The 17963-nt window shown below is 55.6% G+C and carries 17 protein-coding genes; 5 read left to right on the forward strand and 12 right to left on the reverse strand.

What is annotated here, in order from left to right:
- Positions 1–83 precede the first annotated feature (83 nt).
- From BIS10_RS11185 to BIS10_RS11195, 3 genes are all read right to left on the reverse strand, one after another.
- The gene (locus tag BIS10_RS11185; protein WP_253505337.1) at positions 84–683 is read right to left on the reverse strand and encodes a hypothetical protein; all 600 of its coding nucleotides are present in this window, start codon (positions 681–683) and stop codon (positions 84–86) included.
- A gap of 7 nt (positions 684–690) precedes the next feature.
- Positions 691–1761: a nucleoid-associated protein gene (locus BIS10_RS11190; RefSeq protein WP_253505340.1), complete on the reverse strand. Its 1071-nt coding sequence runs from the start codon at positions 1759–1761 to the stop codon at positions 691–693.
- 313 nt (positions 1762–2074) lie between these two features.
- Positions 2075–2290: a hypothetical protein gene (locus BIS10_RS11195; protein ID WP_083026638.1), complete on the reverse strand. Its 216-nt coding sequence runs from the start codon at positions 2288–2290 to the stop codon at positions 2075–2077.
- A gap of 458 nt (positions 2291–2748) precedes the next feature.
- Between BIS10_RS11195 and dusA the strand changes: the two genes are divergently transcribed.
- The gene (dusA, locus tag BIS10_RS11200; RefSeq protein ID WP_253505344.1) at positions 2749–3792 is read left to right on the forward strand and encodes a tRNA dihydrouridine(20/20a) synthase DusA; all 1044 of its coding nucleotides are present in this window, start codon (positions 2749–2751) and stop codon (positions 3790–3792) included.
- Between the two features lie 67 nt (positions 3793–3859).
- Here dusA and BIS10_RS11205 read toward each other — a convergent pair whose 3' ends face one another.
- Complete coding sequence (locus BIS10_RS11205) at positions 3860–5314, reverse strand: catalase (protein ID WP_253505347.1); 1455 nt, start codon at positions 5312–5314, stop codon at positions 3860–3862.
- 192 nt (positions 5315–5506) lie between these two features.
- Positions 5507–6538: a succinylglutamate desuccinylase/aspartoacylase family protein gene (locus tag BIS10_RS11210; RefSeq protein ID WP_253505350.1), complete on the reverse strand. Its 1032-nt coding sequence runs from the start codon at positions 6536–6538 to the stop codon at positions 5507–5509.
- A gap of 235 nt (positions 6539–6773) precedes the next feature.
- Between BIS10_RS11210 and BIS10_RS11215 the strand changes: the two genes are divergently transcribed.
- The gene (locus BIS10_RS11215; protein ID WP_253505353.1) at positions 6774–7385 is read left to right on the forward strand and encodes a TetR family transcriptional regulator; all 612 of its coding nucleotides are present in this window, start codon (positions 6774–6776) and stop codon (positions 7383–7385) included.
- 61 nt (positions 7386–7446) lie between these two features.
- Entirely contained in the window at positions 7447–8373 is a 927-nt protein-coding gene (locus BIS10_RS11220; protein WP_253505356.1) for an alpha/beta fold hydrolase, read from the forward strand.
- An 11-nt stretch (positions 8374–8384) separates the two neighbouring features.
- Here the strand turns inward: BIS10_RS11220 and BIS10_RS11225 are convergent, their stop codons facing one another.
- The 6 genes from BIS10_RS11225 to BIS10_RS11250 form a co-directional block, all read right to left on the reverse strand.
- Positions 8385–9059 carry a hypothetical protein gene (locus BIS10_RS11225; RefSeq protein WP_253505359.1) on the reverse strand — a complete coding sequence of 225 codons (675 nt, stop codon included), beginning with the start codon at positions 9057–9059 and terminating at the stop codon, positions 8385–8387.
- Positions 9060–9275: 216 nt separating this feature from the next.
- Positions 9276–12464, reverse strand: coding sequence for an efflux RND transporter permease subunit (locus BIS10_RS11230; RefSeq protein ID WP_253505361.1), 3189 nt, complete (start codon positions 12462–12464; stop codon positions 9276–9278).
- Positions 12464–13729, reverse strand: a complete 1266-nt coding sequence (locus tag BIS10_RS11235) for an efflux RND transporter periplasmic adaptor subunit (RefSeq protein WP_253505363.1) — start codon at positions 13727–13729, stop codon at positions 12464–12466. The genes BIS10_RS11230 and BIS10_RS11235 overlap by 1 nt, the downstream gene beginning before the upstream one ends.
- A gap of 65 nt (positions 13730–13794) precedes the next feature.
- Entirely contained in the window at positions 13795–15270 is a 1476-nt protein-coding gene (locus BIS10_RS11240; RefSeq protein ID WP_253505365.1) for a TolC family outer membrane protein, read from the reverse strand.
- Positions 15271–15419: 149 nt separating this feature from the next.
- On the reverse strand, positions 15420–16031 hold the full coding sequence (locus BIS10_RS11245; protein ID WP_253505367.1) for a sigma 54-interacting transcriptional regulator: 612 nt from the start codon (positions 16029–16031) through the stop codon (positions 15420–15422).
- The gene (locus tag BIS10_RS11250; RefSeq protein ID WP_083026650.1) at positions 16028–16210 is read right to left on the reverse strand and encodes a hypothetical protein; all 183 of its coding nucleotides are present in this window, start codon (positions 16208–16210) and stop codon (positions 16028–16030) included. The genes BIS10_RS11245 and BIS10_RS11250 overlap by 4 nt, the downstream gene beginning before the upstream one ends.
- Positions 16211–16213: 3 nt before the next feature.
- Here BIS10_RS11250 and BIS10_RS11255 point away from each other — a divergent pair, with 3 nt between their 5' ends.
- Complete coding sequence (locus BIS10_RS11255; protein ID WP_392567170.1) at positions 16214–16630, forward strand: hypothetical protein; 417 nt, start codon at positions 16214–16216, stop codon at positions 16628–16630.
- Entirely contained in the window at positions 16581–17021 is a 441-nt protein-coding gene (gene cynS, locus BIS10_RS11260; protein ID WP_083026652.1) for a cyanase, read from the forward strand. Before BIS10_RS11255 ends, cynS begins: the two co-directional genes overlap by 50 nt.
- A gap of 16 nt (positions 17022–17037) precedes the next feature.
- Here the strand turns inward: cynS and BIS10_RS11265 are convergent, their stop codons facing one another.
- A complete protein-coding gene (locus tag BIS10_RS11265; protein WP_253505369.1) occupies positions 17038–17913 on the reverse strand; it encodes a fructosamine kinase family protein in 876 nt (291 codons plus the stop codon).
- Positions 17914–17963 lie beyond the last annotated feature (50 nt).

Here is a 17963-nt window from a genome sequence, read left to right on the forward strand (position 1 = left end):
CGGGCTTGCGAAAGCCAACTTGCACGGGGCGAATGATCAAAAAGTGCTCGCTGGCGGTGATAGGGAAAGTGTCGGCGCCGGCTTCACGGATTCAGGTATCCCATAGGGCAAACCCGTAGTCCACGGGTAGCGTTAGTATGAATTAATCCATGAACGTCTTTAGATTCGGGCAGGCTAATTGTTTCAACGCTAGGGCATGGCGCTCCTGGAGGCATAACCCAGAGAAGTGGTCCTCCAACACTTTGCGAAAGCCCTTGAACTCTTATTGTCACGGGCTTCGCAAAGTCAGGGATATTGCCTGTAGGGTACAAGCAAGGGTCCCAGTTAATAAGCCACTGCTGGAAACCATTAACACTAAAGAACAGTAATGTTGTCTCATCGCCTCTTGCTCGGAGGCGACCTGCTATGGGCGTTTTACCTAAGATTAAACGCCAAGGTTCACCATCAAAATCGCTTGTAGATAGATCTTCTGCATCAATAGTGTCGCCAGTATCAACGATTTTCAGCATTGGCGATTCAATGCCTAATCGCTCAATGTGGTTAAATACGCTCAACAGCCTTTCTCGCACAGATGCGCTAAGCTCATCACCTTCCATAATCAAGCGTAAGCCCTCATCAATTTCTTGCGATGCATGAGGGCGAAGATCATCAATGGCCTGGAGCAGATCCAAAACAGGATACATTGCGGCTCTAACCTTTAGGCGTTAGCTGGTGGGTTTCGATAGTGATACGCTTGCCGCCACCATCTATATCTTCAATGTGCATGCCTGCTTCCTCACGACTGCCTTCATATATTATCGTAACACCTTCTGAGGTCTCATAGACCTGCTTGCGCTGCTTTTTAGGCAGGGAATCGGGACGAGGCCGAAAGCTTTGGCCAGCCACGCCATTTTCAGCTAAGGCATCTCGTAGTGCCCCCATATGCTTTGCTTTTCGCTCAGCATTTTCATCTTTTACTACTGAATCAAGAAATGCATCCGTCTCAAAAGTATCATGGTCGTTTAGGTAATTAAGCGCTCTTTCTCTGTAAGTGTTTACATCTTCTCCTGGAGGAAGTTGATCCCGGGGCACATCTTTAGCCCACTTCCGAACCGCTGAATAAGCCATCCGGGTTAATGCTGCATCCTGCTGACGTTCAATTACGCCTAGGAAAGACTGGAAGTAATCACTCAATACTGGCTTTTTGACACGATCAAAGGCCAATACATCCCAAGCAAACTGGTTTGCAGGATCGATTAACGCACTCTTTTGAATCGCATGTTTATTCTCGTTGAGAGCATTGGGAATTTCGTTGACAACAGCTACTCTCCGACCGTCTATCTCTTCATAGCTGTAAGCAAATGATTCCTGTTGATCCATCTTTACTAGGAACGCTAATTGTTGCCAATCATGTGCATCGGCTAGGTACTTAACCACTGAGACAATGAAAACACCCGCCGACATTTGACCACGGTGGAGGCGTGCAAACTCTTGAGTCATTAGGTATGAAAGCTCAATGAATCCATCACGATCATCAATGAGCTGTTGACTTTGATCCTGCAGATTCACTGCTTCGGGATTAAAAACATATTGTGTGCCTTCGGCGATGTCCCGCAGCCTATCAAGAAAGAAAGTTTTCTGTTTATCTTGCAGCTGAACCTCGTCGAGCTTTATTACCTTCCCAGGAGCCTCGGGGTCAATGATATGAAAAATGAAATCTACGATTTCTAGCGTGTTACGTTGCGCCTGATTCAGTACTCCGTCTAACGGTTGTCCCATCATGTTGAGTCCCTTTTATTCTGATATTAAAAATCTTCCGCCGCTGGCTATAACGGCCAATTAGAACGGCCACCCCATTCACAGTATGCCTGGTGCACTAACTCCCCCTTGCATACCAGCACTGGAGCAACCAGCCGTACCGCTCAGGCCATGATCCAATACAAACCCCCAGCCACTCCACATGGTTGAGGGTTTTGCTGCCGCAATATTCTGGCGATGCGCTTGCGCAACGCGTGCTATTGGGCGACAAGGTCACTATGACAAATAAACTTAACCGATGATGTAAGCCTTTCGCCATACTTTTGTAAGAAATGGCTTACACCGCCCAACACCGCGCTTGCCTGACCACCACCCCGCGAAACTGTCTAGCGGTGATGAAGCACCCTTCCCTGCCTGAGGGTGGCATCAAGCGGCAGCGGCTGCCGACGCGGTGGGTTTTGAATAATCGGAACTCGCCCTCTACCTCCGACACTACCAGATTGGCGCGGCCATACAATTGGGCTTCGTCTACCACCAGCACGTCGCCTTCCATCCACGGCCCACCTGGGGCACCTCGTCGCTGATCCCGAAAAACAGCTAGGCGGAAACTTCCGCCGGTCCATCTCTGCTACCGGTAGGTGCTTCATCCCCACCACGGCAGGCCCACAGGAGTTCACTCGCATCCGCGTTCCGCTGTTGGCTCCATTATGAGCGATGCGCTGAATCGCGCTTAAAGCCTAGTACTGCAAAAATAACCAGAACTTAGCAAGGATGATGAACACCTGCGATGTCGGAAGGAATTTTTGAGGCGCCCCACCCGTGCATCAAGGCGCAGCGACTTATTTTGTGCTGCCTACCCTTTCTTGCGTACAATTGCCCGCCAACGCGCCCACCACTTCTGATAGCCACCATGGTAGGTCATGGTGCTGCTGTTCATTTAGCGAATAGCCACGATCAGAGGGCAATAGATGTGTGTACTTACATCGCATACCAAGTATGCAAGTGATTAATATGACGAAACAAAACCCAGCAGAAGCGGCCCGCCGATTTTCTGTTGCCCCCATGATGGACTGGACTACCCGAGACTACCGAGCCTTCGCGCGCACGCTAACCAAGCGGGCGCTGCTGTACACCGAGATGGTGACTACCGGTGCGGTGCTGCATGGTTCTCCCCGCGAGCGCTTTTTGGGCTATAGCGAGGTGGAGCATCCGATTGCTTTGCAGTTGGGGGGCAGCGATGCGGGTGAGCTGGCGGAGTGCGCGGCCATTGCGCAGGCGTGGGGCTATGATGAGGTCAATCTGAACGTTGGCTGCCCTAGCGACCGGGTGCAGAATAATATGATTGGCGCGTGCCTCATGGGTCACCCCGAAAAAGTGGCGGCGGCGGTGAAGGCCATGCAGGCGGCGGTGTCGATTCCGGTCACGGTGAAGTGTCGTATTGGTATTGATGACCAGGATGAAGACGCGGATTTAGCGCGGTTTATTGATATTGTGGCCTCAGCAGGCTGTGAAGTGTTTACCGTGCACGCCCGCAAGGCGTGGCTGCAGGGGCTGTCGCCGAAAGAGAATCGCGATATTCCGCCGCTCAATTATCCCCGCGTGCACCGGCTAAAGCAGAGCCATCCTGAGCTGCATATTGGTATCAACGGCGGGATTAAAACCCTGGCGGAGTGCCAAGCGCAACTTGAGCAGGTGGATAGCGTGATGGTGGGTCGTGAGGCGTACCAAAATCCGTGGTTATTGGCAGGCGTGGATGAGCAGCTCTTTGGCGAGCCGGGCCCGGCCCGTACGCGCTTGGAAGCGGCCTTGGCGTTTCGCCCGTACATTCAGCAGCGGTTGGATGAAGGTGCCAAGCTCAACCATATTACTCGCCACTTGCTGGGGCTTTTTCAGGGCTGCCCTGGCGGGCGTCGGTTCCGTCGTCATCTCTCAGAGCACGCACATAAAGAGGGTGCAGGTTTACGCTTGTTTGATGACGCGCTCGGCTTGGTTCGTGAGCCTGAGTTCGAAGCGGAGCCTCTCGACGAGCAAACAAACCGCCAGCCCGTGACCTAACGGCCAACAGGCTGGCGGTTTAACGAACGCCCAGCGATTTTATCGTTGGGCGTTTTCTTTTGGGAGGCTACTGCGCGCGAATGCCTTGCTCAATACGCTCGCCTACTTCTTGATCGATATTGCGCCAGTACTCAAAGGCGCGCTCCAAGACCGGCTCGGTCACGCCATCAGAGAGGTGCCCCACCACGTTGGAAACCAAACGGTCGCGTTGGTCATCGTCCATCACCTCACGCACTAGTGCGTGCGCTTGGCTCCAGTCGTCATCATCTTTGCGCAGCGTATACGCGGCGCGCACGAATTGCCCATCTGTCGACCACACCGCATCTTCCGGGTAGCGCTGCCCGTCTGCCTTGGGGCCGCCTTTGCTATTGGGCGTGTACACCGGGTCGGTGGAGTGACGAATGCGCATCGCGCCGCCCTGGGTATAGCTATGCACGGGGCTCTTGGGCGTATTAACCGGAATATGCTTGTAGTTCACCCCTAACCGCGCACGGTGGGCATCGGCGTAGGAAATAGAACGAGCCAAGAGCATTTTATCTGGAGAAAGCCCGGTGCCCGGCACCATGTTGTTGGGCTCGAACGCGGCCTGCTCAATCTCGCTGTGGAAATCCGTGGGGTTACGATCCAGGGTCAGCTTACCGACCTCAATCAACGGGTAGTCTTTATGAGACCACACCTTGGTCAGATCGAAGGGGTTTACTCGGTAGGTTTTGGCGTCTTCAAACGGCATGATCTGCATCTGCAGCGTCCAGGTGGGGTAATCCCCGCGCTTGATCGCCTCAAACAGGTCGCGGCGGTGGTAATCCGCATCGCTGCCGGCCATCTGGTCAGCCTGTTCCTGGGTCATGCACTTAATGCCTTGATCGGTTTTAAAGTGATACTTCACCCAAAACCGCTCGCCTTCTGCGTTTACCCACATATAGGTATGGCTGGAGTAGCCGTTCATATGTCGCCATGTGGCCGGTACACCGCGGTCGCCCATTAGCCACGCGACTTGGTGGGCAGATTCTGGCGACAGCGTCCAGAAATCCCACTGCATATCATGATCGCGCAGGCCGTTATCCGCACGGCGCTTTTGGGAGTGGATGAAGTGCTGGAACTTCATCGGGTCGCGCACGAAAAACACGGGGGTGTTGTTACCCACCATGTCAAAGTTGCCTTCCTCGGTATAAAACTTAATCGAGAAACCGCGCGGGTCGCGCCATGTGTCCGGGCTACCGCTCTCCCCCGCTACGGTCGAAAAGCGAATCAGCACATCGGTTTTCATGCCAGGCTGCAGAAATTTAGCCTTGGTGTATTGGCTGATATCCTGGGTGACTTCGAAGTGGCCAAATGCTCCACTGCCCTTAGCATGGGGTTGGCGGTTAGGAATCATTTCACGGTTAAACGCTGCCATTTGCTCCATCAGATAGTGATCGTGCATCACTATCGGGCCATCGGCGCCTACCGAGAGCGCGTGCTCGTCGCTCGCAACCGGAATACCTGACTCATTAGTGGTGGGATGCTGGCTACCACTGCTCATTGCTCTTCCTCCTTGTCACACTCGACATGGCACGGTCTGCACCACTGGAAATGACCGCTTTTGCAACACTATTTAATGTAAGCTAAAGCGGCCCCCACACAGGTATAGTCAACAAGGAGGTATTGCGCCATCCATGGCACCAGATACTTGGCTATTAGAGCAATAGCTTTTGTTTATTAGCTGCGTTGGATGTTAGTACATCGCATCCGGTGGCGGGGTCAGGCTAGATTGGAAGCTCTCAATGGCCGTTTCAGCTTCTTCAATTTCGTCAAAACGGGCAATGTGATAAAGCGCTTCACCTTCATTAGCCAGCGGTAAACGGCTCATGCCAATCACAATACCGTCCGCCATGGCGAGCACTTCGCCTTCGTCATTACCAAATGGGTCAGCGACTTTACCAAGTATCTCGCCTTTCGCCACTCGCGCGCCCAAGCGCACCTTGGGGCGTAAAATGCCGTCGATGGGTGCTCGCGCCCAGCTAGAGCCATTAGCAAGCTCAGCCGGTGCGGGCGCACGGCGGCGCTGTTCGCCTGCTAACATCCCCAGGCGCCGCATCACGCGTAGAATACCCTTTACACCGGGGGCAATCGCCCACTCATCAAAGCGCAGCGCTTCGCCCGCTTCATAAGTAAGTACCGGAATACCACGATTCTGAGCATAGTGACGCAGGCTGCCTTCACGTAGCTCAGCGTTTAACACCACCGGGGCACCGAAAGCATCGGCCATGCGCTCAGTTTCACTACCCGCGCTTAGCTGCGCGCGAATCTGCGGCAAATTGGTGCGGTGGATGGCGCCGGTGTGAAGGTCGATAATATGCGTGGCGTGATCGACAATCTCTTCGCGGAACAGCGCAGCGATACGGCCGCCCAAAGAGCCTTTTTCACTGCCGGGAAAACAACGGTTTAGATCTCGCCGATCAGGCAGGTAGCGTGTTTGCTGCAGAAAGCCGAATACGTTCACCACGGGCACCGCTATCAGCGTACCGCGCAGGCTGTTAATCGCTTTAGAGCGCAGCAAACGGCGGACAATTTCGACCCCGTTAATCTCGTCACCGTGAATCCCCCCGCATACCAACATCACCGGGCCGTCTTTACGCCCATGCACCACTTCTACCGGAATATGTAGCGGCGTATGGGTATACAAGCGCGCCACCGGCACGTCGATCTGTAAACGTTGCCCAGGCATGACGGTATGCCCAGCTAGAGTGAAAGGTGCTCGCGCCATTGCAATTCCTTAAACGTGCGTTGAAGCAGTGCTGCCCCGGTCACATCACATGGTGACCAAAGCGTTTTAAAACAGCGTTTTCAAATACGTCTTATACGCTTTTTAAGACTAAATGACGAGCTTCCTAACCTACATTATCAACTTAAACAGCTTATCCATACAGTTTTGAATGTAAAAGAGGCGATACTTCAGATAAAATATAGCGATCACGTGTCGATATCGAGGTTACGGTTTCATGGTAAGAAAAACCAAAGCGGAGGCTGCTGCAACTCGCGAAGCGCTGTTGGATGCTGCTGAAGAGGTGTTTTTCGAAAAAGGCGTAGCCCGCACGTCGCTTGAGCAAATCGCCCGCCATGCCGGCCTAACCCGGGGTGCCGTTTATTGGCACTTTAAAAATAAGGGTGACCTTTTCATGGCGCTGGTGGAACGGGTACGCATGCCGTTCCAGTCGCTGATGGAAGAGGTCAATAATACTGACCCAACTATCTCACCGCTGGAAGCTATTCGGCTTGCCTGCCATGCGGGGTTAAACCGTTTAGAACAGCCTTCCCACCAGCGCATCTTATCTATTTTGCTGCATCGCTGTGAATTTTTTAGCGATATCAACCCGATCGAGATGCAGGACGAGATTTCCGAAGAGTGCTTTGACGAAATGCTTCTCGTCTTTCAATTAGCCCAACAGCAGCACTTGTTACGCGACGATATCACCCCAGAAGTTGCCACACGGTTGATGCAGTCCACGTTAGGTGGCCTTTTCCACGACTGGCTACGTAACCCCGACGCCTTCTCCTTGCGAGCCCGAGGCGCTGAGCTCATTGATGCCTTAATTAAGATGCTGCAACGCTAGCCTTCTCGCTGCACTGCAGCAATACTTCTATACTGAGCAAGTCCCTGTATAGGAGTCTTAAATGGATGTACTTGAGTTTGTCCGTGTGCGTGAGCTTGATATCGCTGTCCGCATTTGGAACCCTGATGCTAAACGGACTCTGATTGCTTGGCACGGGCTGGCCCGACACGGCGGTGATTTTGCTGCCCTAGCCCAGGAGCTGGGCAGTGAATGGCGGGTAATCGCACCCGATACGCCGGGGCGTGGGCTTTCCAGCTGGTCGCTTTTCCCCGCCCACGACTATCTCTACAGCCATTACATCACCATCGCCATTGCGCTGCTGGATCATTACCAGCTCGAACACGTGGATTGGCTGGGCACCTCTATGGGTGGCTTACTGGGGTTGCTCATCGCGGCAGATGATCAGCATCGCTCGCGCATCTCGCGGTTAATTCTTAACGATGTCGGGCCAGAGCTAAACAAAGAGGGCCTTATTGCGCTCTCTAGCTACTTTGGCGTTACCCATCGCTTCAACAACTTTGCCGACTTAAAAGCTGAGCTTACCAAGCACTACGCCAGTTTTGGCATTTCTAGAGAAGAGGAGTGGCGGGAGCTAGCGCTGAGCAGCGCACGCCGCCTACCCGACGGAAGCTGGACCTACCACTTCGACCCGCGCATTGGCGAGCAGTTTATTCACGATACGCCTCGCGATATATGGGCCGATTGGGCCAAACTCCGCTGCCCTGTCATGGTGATTCGTGGCGAAACCTCTACCCTGCTGGATGCAGAAACATTACCTAGAATGAGCGAGGCTCAACCATCACTAAAAACGTTCACTGTAGATGGTTGTGGCCACGCCCCCATGCTAAATACAGCCGTACAGGTAGCGCCGATTCGCCACTTTCTCGACGTTCCACTTAGTCATTACCGCGCACCAGAAACAACCGCCACTGCTTCGCCCTCTATCTTGCACTGGTTTGCGAAGCAGTGGCGGCGTTGGTTTGGTTAAAACATGCTGAGTTAGGTTGGGTAACCATTAGGATGTTGCTTATGCTGCAGACGCAGTTTATTTAAGCGAACCCGAGTATCCATATAGTGCTGTTCCACCACGCTGCGGTAAGCCCCCTCGTCGGCTATGTACTTAACCAGTACACGACGCTCTCCCTGTTCGGGGCAATCTCCCGCTTTGCAGTGCAGCCTCACGGAGCTATTAGGCTCATTCAGCAGTGTAGCGGTGGCGTATTCATCGTTTTGCCGTTCAGCAACGATCACCGTTGCCCCTAACAAGCAGCGGCGTTTAAAGGGCTGATAGCGGTGCAATGCACGCTGAATGCTATGGCATACCGCAGCAGCAATGGGCGATGCAATAGCAAACGCTGCCCACACCACTAACACCCCCACCGGTACCCTGAGCAGCCCCAGCGCCATCCAACGCAGCGCGAGAAGCTCGATAGCAAGCGACAGCGCACCGGCAAAGAGCACCAAAAAGCTCAGCGCCAGCGTGGCGGGAACCCCGGCAAACCCAAGCGATACCAACGTGCTAGCCATATGGTCATCGCGCAAGCTGTCACGCTCAAACAGCTCCAAGGGGGCTAGCCGAATGAGCACCAGCAGCCAATAGAGCGCGATCAGCGCCAACAGGAAGGTAAATACGATGGTAGGAAACTGCAGAGCAGCCGATATGAGAGTTTGCATGGCGTGTTCTCCTCCAGGCATGTTGCCCAGTGTTGTTTTCGCCTGACCTAAGCTTTATTTATTAGCGTTTATTAGCACAAGCTGAAAACGGTGGTCTCTACTAGCGTAGCTCATCTTATCGGCTTATGAAGTCCTTCGTTTGACTCGTGTCAGGCCCCCACACAAAAAAACGGGCGCCCTGTTAAAGGGCGCCCTTCGTAGGCCTAGCAAGAACGCTTAAGCATTATCGTGGCCAAGCTCCGCTTGCTCTTGGCGATCCTGATTCGGATGGCGCTTGCGGTAGAGCCAATCCGATACCGAGGCAATCATGGCGTAGAAGCTGGGAATAAACAGGCTGCCCAGAATCGCCACTGACGCCATACCCATCGCCACTGTGGTACCGATATGGTGGCTACTCACGTCACTTGCGCCGGTCGCCAGGGCCAACGGCAAGGTGCCGAAGATAAACGCCAGCGAGGTCATGACGATTGGCCGGAAGCGCAGCTCTGCGGCGGTAATCGCCGCTTCGCGAATCGATTTACCCAGCTCTTTACGCTGCAGCTCGGCAAACTCGACGATCAGGATGGCATTCTTCGCCGCCAAACCGACGACCACCAGCATGCCGATCTGAACGTAGACACTGGTATCCAAACCGCGCAACACAATGCCACCGATACCGCCAAGGAAAGCAAAGGGCGTTGCGGTAAGTACCGCCAGCGGCAGCGACCAGCTCTCGTACTGCGCCGCTAGAATCAAGAACACCATCAGAATACCGAACACAATCGCAAGTGTTGCGGTATTACCCAGGTTAGATTCCTGATACGCCGTACCGGTCCAGCCCATGCCCCAGTTATCACCCAGCGTCTCTTGAACCACTTCTTCCATGGCCTCGATGGCTTGGGCCGAGCTGTAGCCCGCTGCCGGGTTACCCTGGAACTGGGCCCCCGCGTAGACCCCAAACCGTGACACCACCGCAGGCCCCGTTTGGCGCTCAAGCGTCACGAACTCAGAGAGCGGGATACGCTCACCGTTGCCACCACGCACATAGACGTTGTTGACGTCTTCCGGCGTTTTACGGAACTCATCTTCGTTCTGTAAGTACACCTGGAAGTTACGGTTTTGGTAACTGAAGTAGTTCACGAACCCATTACCGAACGTATTCGCCAACGCAGAGTTGATATTCTCCAGCGCTACGCCGTAGCTGAGCGCTTTTTGCTGGTCGATTTCCGCCCGGTAAGAGGGCACGTTCACGTTAAACGTACTGAACACTCGGTTAAGCACAGGGTGCTGATTCGCGGCCTGCATGATTTTCAGCGAGGCTTCATACAGCTCACGGGTGGAGGCACCATCGAACGACTGCAGGTAACCGGTGAAACCACCCGTGGTGGATAGCCCCATGATCGGCGGTACGTTAAAGGCCATCGCTGAACCGCCATCGATACTGGCGCCCAACTGCATGATACGTCCCACCAGCTCATTGGCGGTTAACTCTCGCTCTGCCCACGTTTTCATATTGATAAACATAATGCCGCGAGCCGTATTGACCGCGCTGGACAGGATGTCGTACCCCGCCACCGCAGAGGAGTATTCAACCCCAGGAATGGCCGCTACCTGCTCGCTTAACTCAGCCATATAAGCCTGCGTACGACTCAGCGAGGCGGCATCTGGCAAGGAGACGCTAACGAGTACGATCCCCTGGTCGGTTTCCGGCACCAGCGTTGAGGGTGTATTCGCGTAGAGCCAATAAGAACCCGCACCGACGGCTACGGTTAACGCCAGCGCCAACACCCAGAAGCGCACCAGCTTCTTCACAAACCACATATAAACCGCAGTGAAACCAGCAAAGAAGCGGTCAAACAGGCGCAACGGCGTGCTGATGGCACGCTTGAACGCCGACTGCTTGGTCTGGTGCAAATTGTGTTTGATAAAGATCGCCGATAGCGCCGGGGTAAAGGTCAACGCCATCAGCGCCGACAGCGCCACCGAAATGGCCACGGTGATCGCGAACTGCTGATAGATTTGCCCAGTAAAGCCACCCAGGAAGGCTACCGGCACAAAGACCGCCGCCATAATCAGCGAGGTAGCAATAACCGGCCCACCGACCTCTTTCATAGCGCGAACAGTCGCATCCCGAACGCTAATATCGTCCTCTTCGCTAAGTACCCGCTCAACGTTTTCCACCACCAGTATCGCGTCATCCACCACGATGCCTATCGACAGCACCAGGGCAAATAGCGTCAGCAGGTTGATCGAGAAATCGAACAGATAGAAGCCCGCAAAGGTACCAATCACCGACACCGGCACCACCGACATCGCGATGACGGTAAAGCGCCAGTTTTGCAGGAAGATAAACAGAATGACGATAACGATCAGAAACGCTTCAATAAACGTCTTGATGACCGTTTCCACCGACGCATCGATAAACAGCGTGGTGTCGTAAGGGGTTACGTACTCAAGCCCTGGCGGAAAACGCCCCGCCAGCTCTTCCATCGTGGCCCGCACCGCATCAGCAGTTTCCAGCGCGTTCGCACCGGGCTGCTGGTTAATGATAATCGGCGTCATAGTGGCGCCGTTTAGCCGGGCATCAACCCCGTAAAAGGAAGCTCCCAGCTCAATACGTGCCACATCTTCTAAGCGCAGCGACGAGCCATCTGGGTTGGTACGTAGAAAAATTTCACGGAAATCGTCGGTGCTCGACAGTCGTCCGCCTGCGGTAATCGTATAGGTATAGGCGCGCGGTTCGCTTTGCGGTGTAGCCGCTAGGTTACCGGCGGGAATCTCGGTGTTCTGAGTTCGAATAGCGCTGGCCACTTCGCTAGGCGTCAAATCGTATTGAGCCAGCTTGTCGGGGTCCATCCATATCCGCATGGCAAACTCGCCGCCACCCAATACCTCGGCGTTACCCACCCCCGGCACCTGGCGCAGCTCATCCAGAATGTTGAGCGTGGCGTAGTTCTGCATGTAAACCTTGCTGTAATCCCCGCTGGGCGAGGTCAAGGCAACGAGCATCAGGATGGAGTCTGAACGCAGCTCGACAGTAACACCCTGAGACTGCACTGCCTCCGGCAGCTGTGAAAGCGCCCCCTGAACACGGTTATTGACGTTAATCGTATTGATATCGCCATCGGTGCCGATATTAAACGCCACACTCAAGCTCATGGTGCCATTATCGGCGCTGTTGGAGGTCATGTAGAGCATGTCCTCAACGCCGTTAATCGCCTCCGCTAGCGGTGCGGCCACCGTTTGTGCCACGGTTTCAGCATCCGCCCCGGGGAACTGGGCTTGCACCGACACCGTCGGCGGCACCACGCTGGGGTACTGCTCAATCGGCAGCACCCGCATGGCCATCACACCGACCAGCGTGACAATAATTGCCAGTACCGTGGCAAAAATCGGACGGCCGATAAAGAAGTTAGAGAAATTCATTATTGCGCGCCCTCTTCCCCTTCAGCGGGTTGTGCGCCACCGGCTTCTTGCATCGCTTCTGCCGCCTGCGCTTCTTCCTGGGCTTGCTCCTGCTCAGCCTCTTCCACCACGTCAGAGGCGTTACCTTCAAACGGTTGGGGATCAATCAGCACGCCCGCCTCTAGGCCAGCGGGGTCGCCCACCACAACGCGGTCTCCTGGCTCCAAGCCACCACGGATGATTTGCCACGGGCCTGCGACTTCACCCAGCTGAACAGTGCGCTCGCGGGCCTTGTTCTCATCATCCAGCACATACACCTGCGGCCCCATAAGGCCTTGGGTGACAGCAATTTCTGGAACGGCTAGCACATCAAAACGCTTCAGCCCTTCAATACGAACGCGAACAAACTGCCCCGGCAGCACTTCACCATCGGGATTGGCAAACGTAGCAGACGCTTGAACGGTGCTGGTGCCGGTATCCACGCGCGAGCCAAGGAAGTCCAGGCGGCCTTCAAGCTCGCTACCTTCGCTACCGTCTACGCCAGGCACCCGCAAGCGGGCGGTAATCTGGGAAGCATCGCCTTCATTGCCAAGCTGGCGGCGCAGCTCAAAAGCATCGCGCTGGGGCAGTTGGAAGCGCACTTCCAGCGGATCCAACGGCGTAATTGTGGCCAGCTCGGTGCCGGAATTGACCAAGTTGCCAACGTTAATCTGGCTTAAGCTAATCATGCCCGATACCGGCGCGGTCACGTTGGAGTAACCTAAATCCAGATTAGCGCTGGTCAGCGCCGCTTCCGCCTGGGCAACATTGGCTTGAGCCACGCGCTGGTCGGCAAGCGCTTGGTCGTACTGTTGGCGACTGACCGAATTCTGGCTCAGCAGCTGCTCAAAGCGTTGGGCATCGCGCTGGGCACGGGCAAGCTCAGCACGAGCACTTTGCAGGTCTGCTTCACGCTGGTTAACGGTCGCCTGATAGAGGTCTGGCTCAATGGTATAAAGCTGGTCGCCCTGCTCCACCATTTGGCCTGGCTCGAAGTGACGCTCCTCTAGAAAGCCGTTCACCCGCGCGACCAGCGTCACTTCGCTGTCGCTACGCAGCAGCGAGGGGTAGGATTTATCCAGCGGTATATCTTGACGCGCTATCTCAGTGACTTCCACCGGGTGGGGCGGTGTCTCCTGCTGCTGGCTTTGCTGCTCCTGTGGCTGCTCCTGACCACATGCCGTGAGCGCTAACGCGGCGATCAGCGTCACTAGACTCGCTCTACCTGAGTGAATCACTCTTTTCATGCGTCGATTTCCTATTCATTTTTCTAAACATTGACCGATCGCCACGGGGGCATGCACAACGGAGATTAGGCGCCCGGGGTAGGCGGTGCACCAATGTCCATTGCGCGCTGGTACGCGTCGGGCTCGTTGCTTTCCGGTAGGGTGAAGTTGACGTCATCGCCGGTCAGCCATGCGTTCACTTCTTCAATCGCTTCAACGTCGAGCAGCCCCGCCTGCTGGCGCAGCGACAAAAGATTCACGACATAGTCGTAACGCGCTTCAGCGTAGTTAGCGATGGCGTTGTAGAGGTTTTGCTCAGCGTTCAGTACGTCCACGATGTTACGCGTGCCCACCTCATAACCAGCGCGGGTCGCTTCCAGGGCACTACGGTTGGAAACGATGGCCTGTTGGCGCGCCTCTACCGTTTCAACGTTGTTGCTGACCTGGGTATAGAGCGAACGTACCTGCTGGATGGTGGTGCGGCGCTGAGACTCAAAATCGTACTGGCTGCTCTCTAGTTGGAAAGTGCCCTGGCGAATGCTGGCACTGGTGCTGCCGCCGGTATAGATCGGCACGTTTGCAGACACACCGACCTGAGCGGAGGTGTCGTAACCGCTGACCACGTCGCTGTCGCTATCGGCATATTGATAGTTGGCAAACGCCTGCACGGTGGGCAGGCGGCCAGCGCGCGCAAGCTCCACACCTACGCGGGACACTTCAATACCTGCCTGCTGGGCGAGCACCTGTGGGTTACGCTCAATGGCTTGCTCAACCCAGTAGTTACGATCGGTGGGAGACGGCACCGCGATGGGCATGCTGTCACCGAGTGCCTCAATGCTGGCATAGCGTTGGCCGGTAAGCTGCTCCAGCACTTCAAACGACACTTGCAGGTTGCTCTCGGCGGCAATGCGATCCGCGCGGGATTGGTCGAAGCTCGCCCGCGCTTCTTCCACCTCGGTAATCGCAATCAAACCGACTTCAAACTGCTCACGGGCCTGCTCCAGCTGGCGGCCAATGGCACGCTCTTGGGCTAGCCGTGCTTCCAACACTTCATAGGCACGCAAGATATCGAAGTAGGCGCTGGCCACATCAATCAGCAGCTGCTGTTCGGTGGCAGCCAGCAAATAAACCTGTTGATCAATCTGGCGCTCTGCCTGAGTTACTTCCTGGCGCGTCACGGCATTGAACAGCGCTTGCGTGGCTTCCAGCGTTAATGAAACGGTGTTGTAGCTGTCATCACCACCACCGACGCCCGCGTTGGCACCTGCGCCAGTACCCGTGCCTGTATTACGGGCAGACCCCTGGCTCTCAAACTGCTCGTTATGCGTGGCGCTACCGGAGGCATTCACCTGCGGCAACAGTCCGCCACGTGCTACGTCTCGCGCCGCCTCTACGCTGGAAAACTCAGACCGGGCTGATGCCAAGGCCGCGTTGTTATTCAGCGCATCACGGGTGATGGTCACAAGATCCGCCGCTTGAGCTGGCAGGATAAAAGAAGACGTGAGCACTGCTAACAACAGGGGGCGAAAGGGGGCATTGACTGCCCAGTGTGCTAGTCGCATGGGATTGCCTCTAGGTGTCAACGTAAGACGGCGCGGCAGAGCGCCATTATGAAAGAGTGACATTATAGTTACATTCATGTATGTATGCTAGACTTGAACTTGTCGAATTTGTGTGTACAACACTGATGTCAAGCTTAACCTTCCTTACCTTAGTTCAAGGTATCGTTGGTTGGGACTTTTTTGCTACGACGCTTACGACATTGCCGTGGATCAATGCCCCACTTGTGTAGCCTGGACGCCAGCGTGGTGGGTTTAATTCCCAATAGCTCGGCAGCACCTCCCGCGCCAGACACCTTGCCATTCGCTGCCTCTAGTGCCTTTAGGGCATTGCTTCGCTGGCGCTGGCAGAACGCTTGCTCGGTCATCGGGTAGCTGGGCACTGTGGCGCTATCGTGCGCTTCCAGGTTTAAGGAAGTGTTACGCTGCAAGGGTTCTGTCAACAAAAGATCATCAAAGCAGAGACGCTGATCTTGGGTGACAATTACCTGCCGCTCAATCACGTTCTCAAGCTCACGGATATTGCCCGGCCACGGGTAACGGGTCAGAACTTCTAACTGGGCAGGTGGTATTCGTACGCCCGGCTTATTGAACTTCAGGCAGGCACGGTGCAAAAAGTGGCGCGCCAGCAGCGGCACATCCTCAATGCGCTTGCGCAACGGGACGGAGTCGATGGGAAAGACGTTCAAACGGAAGTAGAGATCTTCGCGAAACTGCCCGGCATCAATCATCTCCTTTAACTCACGGTTGGTCGCCGCAATCACCCGTACATCCACTTCGCGAGTGCGGTTATCCCCCGGTACTGGTTCTCAAGTTCCAACCGGCGTTTGAGCGACTCCACCTCCTCCAACGCATCGCGCAGCTGCTGCTCGGCGCGCTGGATGCGCTGACACGGGGCGTCATTCAAGACGAGCTGATCAAAATCTGGAGCCAGGATCAGCAAACCGTGTTCATGATCACTCACGATGTGGACGAAGCGATCTTACTGGCCGACCGCATCTTCTTAATGACCAACGGCCCCCAAGCACGCATCGCCGAAGCGGTGGAAATTGACCTGCCAAGGCCCCGCCAGCGGGCGGAGATCGTCAAGCATCCGCACTTCTACACGATTCGTAACTACCTGGTCGATTTCCTGGTGAACCGCTCCAGCGAGCTGCGCACCCAGGAGTTCGACGGCCAAGGCCTGCGCTACCCGACGCCGGTGAACCCGGTACAGCTAGCGGCTGCAGAAACCACTACAGATTCAACCCCGGCATCCCCTGCCACCGAACCACAAGAAAACCTAGTGAAGTTCACTCCCAAGGAGGTCCGTCATGGATCAGCTCGAAATGCGCCATACCCTGCTGGCTGCCAAAGCCCGTAAAAAAATGAGTTGGGATGACATTGCCAGCGCCGTCGGCATGTCGCCGGTGTGGGTCGCCTCTGCCTGCTACGGTATGAACAGCGCCAGCGCCGATATCGCCCATAAACTCTGCGACGTACTCGAAGTGGATGGCGACGTCGCCACCGCGCTCACGGCCTTCCCCACAAAAGCGTGGGATGAAGCCATCCCCCAAGACCCGTTCATCTATCGCCTCTACGAAGTGGTCGGCGTGTACGGAGAAACGCTGAAAGACGTGGTGCAAGAGAAGTTCGGCGACGGCATCATGAGCGCCATCGACTTCACCATGGAAATGGACAAAATCGAAGACCCGAAAGGCGACCGAGTACTGCTGACCCTGAACGGAAAATTCCTGCCTTATAAGTCCTGGTAACGTTAATAACGCACGCTTAATCGCGTTCCAGCAGCGTTACGCTGCGCTCGACCCCACTGCGGTAACTGGCACCAAACAGCAGCAGATGGTTAAGCAGTGGGTAGAGTTGAAACAGCGCTTCACGCCTCGGCCAGTCGGCCGGGGCGTTGCCGTTCCAGTAGGCCTCGAAAAATGCGTCACCGGGGGAGCCGAACAGCGTCAGCATGGCCAGGTCGGTCTCGGGGTAGTGGCGATAAATCGCCGGGTCGATCAGCGCTGGCCCGCGGGGCGTGGTCAGTACATTGCCCGACCACAGGTCGCCGTGAACCAAACTTCCAGGAGCATCCGGCAACCAGCTTTCCAGCTGTTCGGCCTGCAGCTCGATACGGCGACGTAGCGCGCTATCAAGCAAACCACGCTGAAAGCAGGCCTCGCAAAGGGGGAGCAGGCGGCGCTCGCGCTGAAACTGCCGCCCGTCAGCCAGTGGCGCATTGGGCTGCGGGGTCAATCCGCAGGCGTTGTCTTTATGCCAACCGTGGGAGGCGCCTATCACGCCGTGCAGCTGGCGAAGGCCCTCTCCCAGCGCGGTCGCATCCTGCTTGTTGGCGGGCTGAGTCTCCAGGGCTTCCATCACTAGCCAGCCTTCCGCCTGGCCGAGCACTTCAGGAATGATGAGCGAGGTATTGGCCCCGGCAAGTGCGTGCAGCCCTTCTGCCTCACCCCTGAGGCGCTCGGGATCGTCATGCTTCACGATCACCCGCCCCTGGCGCGTGGCTAACGTATACACCGCCGCACTGTCGCCGCCGCTTAGCGGCTCTAGCTCGCTGGTGGGCGCTATATCGTGAGTAGTGAGCAGATGGCGTATGGTATGGCCCCATTTTTGTAGACACTTGGGGTTAACTGTTCGCCGCATAGACGCTGGGAGTAAGACCTCCTAGCGTCATGTGCCTTCTCATCTTAGGG

The sequence above is a fragment of the Halomonas sp. 707B3 genome, assembly GCF_024158645.1.
Classification (GTDB): Bacteria; Pseudomonadota; Gammaproteobacteria; order Pseudomonadales; family Halomonadaceae; genus Vreelandella; species Vreelandella lionensis.

Coding starts and splice junctions, on each gene's coding strand:
- BIS10_RS11235 (WP_253505363.1), bottom strand. CDS start 13,729: ATGAAAAGAGTGATTCACTCAGGTAGAGCGAGTCTAGTGACGCTGATC.
- BIS10_RS11265 (WP_253505369.1), bottom strand. CDS start 17,913: ATGCGGCGAACAGTTAACCCCAAGTGTCTACAAAAATGGGGCCATACC.
- BIS10_RS11190 (WP_253505340.1), bottom strand. CDS start 1,761: ATGATGGGACAACCGTTAGACGGAGTACTGAATCAGGCGCAACGTAAC.
- BIS10_RS11195 (WP_083026638.1), bottom strand. CDS start 2,290: ATGGAAGGCGACGTGCTGGTGGTAGACGAAGCCCAATTGTATGGCCGC.
- BIS10_RS11240 (WP_253505365.1), bottom strand. CDS start 15,270: ATGCGACTAGCACACTGGGCAGTCAATGCCCCCTTTCGCCCCCTGTTG.
- BIS10_RS11210 (WP_253505350.1), bottom strand. CDS start 6,538: ATGGCGCGAGCACCTTTCACTCTAGCTGGGCATACCGTCATGCCTGGG.
- BIS10_RS11225 (WP_253505359.1), bottom strand. CDS start 9,059: ATGCAAACTCTCATATCGGCTGCTCTGCAGTTTCCTACCATCGTATTT.
- BIS10_RS11230 (WP_253505361.1), bottom strand. CDS start 12,464: ATGAATTTCTCTAACTTCTTTATCGGCCGTCCGATTTTTGCCACGGTA.
- dusA (WP_253505344.1), top strand. CDS start 2,749: ATGACGAAACAAAACCCAGCAGAAGCGGCCCGCCGATTTTCTGTTGCC.
- BIS10_RS11205 (WP_253505347.1), bottom strand. CDS start 5,314: ATGAGCAGTGGTAGCCAGCATCCCACCACTAATGAGTCAGGTATTCCG.
- BIS10_RS11215 (WP_253505353.1), top strand. CDS start 6,774: ATGGTAAGAAAAACCAAAGCGGAGGCTGCTGCAACTCGCGAAGCGCTG.
- BIS10_RS11185 (WP_253505337.1), bottom strand. CDS start 683: ATGTATCCTGTTTTGGATCTGCTCCAGGCCATTGATGATCTTCGCCCT.
- cynS (WP_083026652.1), top strand. CDS start 16,581: ATGGATCAGCTCGAAATGCGCCATACCCTGCTGGCTGCCAAAGCCCGT.
- BIS10_RS11220 (WP_253505356.1), top strand. CDS start 7,447: ATGGATGTACTTGAGTTTGTCCGTGTGCGTGAGCTTGATATCGCTGTC.